The sequence below is a fragment of the Albidovulum sp. genome, from assembly GCF_049646345.1.
Classification (GTDB): domain Bacteria; phylum Pseudomonadota; class Alphaproteobacteria; order Rhodobacterales; family Rhodobacteraceae; genus Albidovulum.
Genome location: NZ_JBARVQ010000028.1, coordinates 1 through 1,911 on the forward strand (window position 1 = coordinate 1; position 1,911 = coordinate 1,911).

2 protein-coding genes and 1 tRNA gene are annotated in these 1,911 nt (G+C 59.4%); 1 reads left to right on the plus strand and 2 read right to left on the minus strand.

Going from position 1 to position 1,911, the window contains the following annotated elements:
* Positions 1 to 75: 75 nt before the first annotated feature.
* Positions 76 to 165: transfer RNA gene (locus tag WBB85_RS00710), tRNA-Ser, on the plus strand.
* 276 nt (positions 166 to 441) lie between these two features.
* On the opposite strand, the gene WBB85_RS00715 is transcribed toward WBB85_RS00710, so the two are convergent.
* Positions 442 to 897: a hypothetical protein gene (locus WBB85_RS00715; protein WP_432636700.1), complete on the minus strand. Its 456-nt coding sequence runs from the start codon at positions 895 to 897 to the stop codon at positions 442 to 444.
* A 49-nt stretch (positions 898 to 946) separates the two neighbouring features.
* Positions 947 to 1,911: bifunctional DNA primase/polymerase (locus WBB85_RS00720; RefSeq protein ID WP_432636701.1), on the minus strand; the 965-nt coding region annotated here is incomplete at its 5' end.

Consider the following 1,911-nt stretch of genomic DNA (forward strand, 5'->3'; position numbering starts at 1 on the left):
AACGGTCTGCGAATGGCTGCATCGGGCAAGATATCGCCCGTGAGTCAGGCGTCGGTATTCGCTCTGAATTGGTATGGAAGTGTGGCCGAGTGGTTTAAGGCTCTAGTCTTGAAAACTAGCGTACGGGAAACCGTACCGTGGGTTCGAATCCCACCGCTTCCGCCACTTGCCCTTGAGAAACTGTTCTCTCCATCCCACCGCGGCAGGATTTTCTCGTGGTTTTCGAGGGTTATGCGGGGCGGGCTATTCACCGCATTTGTGTCAGGATGCCCAAAAGCGTTCTCTGCGGGCCGATATTCTCCGGACCTGTTAACCGCACGCATCCGGTTCTTAGCGTTATGCCTCTGATATTATGAACTTATTCTTCTCAGATCAATCGCAGCGGTTTGTTGTTCCATTCGCTTTCCTTCCGAGACCCGGATCGAACAATCGGGAACAGCACTACGCTGCTTGTGCAAAGCCACCATTTACGGCCTGTTGCCACACGTGGGCATAAACGCTTGCAGCCAGTGCCTTTTTTTCATCGGGTGTGAACGGCGGTGATGGAAGGCTTGCGAATACCTCGTCCAGGATGAAGACCTCGACATCGGCCTTGGTCTGCTCCTTCTCCCAGAAGCGATCGAGTTCAGCCAAGCGCACCTTGATAGAGGCTAGGAGGTCGCGGCTGGCCTGCTTCACGCGCTCACGAGACGTTTTGTCTAGGCTAAGTGCCACGTCAGGGTCGGCATGGGTTAAGGTCACATTCAGAACCCCATCCGCAAACTTGAGGTTCATCGACGGGCCATCTGCCCGCGCCGCCCGCTTGTCCGCTACCATTTTGATGCGGGCCAGTTGCGCCTTGGGGATTGGCACTGGCGCGTTGTGCTTTGGTTCGGGTTTGCTTGTCATGGTCTGCATTTCGCCTTCGTTGGATTTGTAGGTCGGAAATCGCGCGTCATAAGTAATACTAGACCCTCCCCCCTTGCTTCCCCTGCACCTTGGCGTGCTGGGCCGTCAGGTTTTCGGGGGCGGCATTCGCGGCGTGCATTCGGGTCAGCACAAAAGTTTGCGGTCTTGATCCTGCCCGATGCTTGCTTGCCAGCCGCAACAGACCAGCGCCTTCCAGCGTGCGGCGCGCGGCGCGCAGGCGGGAAATAGACAGGTTCATCCGGCCAGCCGACCGCATGGCGTCAAAGTCCAAGGGGAAGCGTTTGCCGGGGCTGTGGCCGTGCTGATCTACAAGCGTCACCAGCAAGGCGATTGCATCCGCGCCGTTGTCTTGGCCCCGAAGGGCATCCAAGGCCAGCCGTTGCACCGGAAAGGCGCTGTCACGGCCCCGGAAGATGCGGTTTTCCAAGCGGCAATTCCAAGCCCACTTTGCAATGTCGTGCAACTCACTATCTGGCATGGTCGCAGGATCCACGCACCAATCGTCACGGATGCCCGCAAGGTTGGCTTGCAGTTCTTCGGCACTGTCCACCAGTTCCAGCATACGCATGGCCTCCGTGACCAATTCAACGTGGCGATGCCCGTTCGGGATCGGCGCGGCCTTCATGGACGGGGCGTGACGCAGGCCAGGCAGAACCCCATTCCCCAGCACTCCCTTCACCGGGCCATAGAAACCGCCATCAGGGCGAAGCGATAGCGGCCCCACGACATAGCTGCGCGCGCCTGTCTTGATATCCACGGGCAGGCCTTCGCCGCGCAGGTTCGGCACGGCCCCTGTTGCGCGGTAATAGAGATGCCGACCGCGCGGCGTTCTGACGTGAACAGGGCTTTGACCAAACCGTGCTTCCATCCGTGCGACAAGGTCCGCATCGTCACTGTCGCAGTCGATCACCGCCAAGCCATCCAGCCGCACCCCATAGACGTGTGAACCTGCCCGGTGCATCGGGGCCAGGATTTGCGCCAAGGACAGGCCGGGGCCAGCCC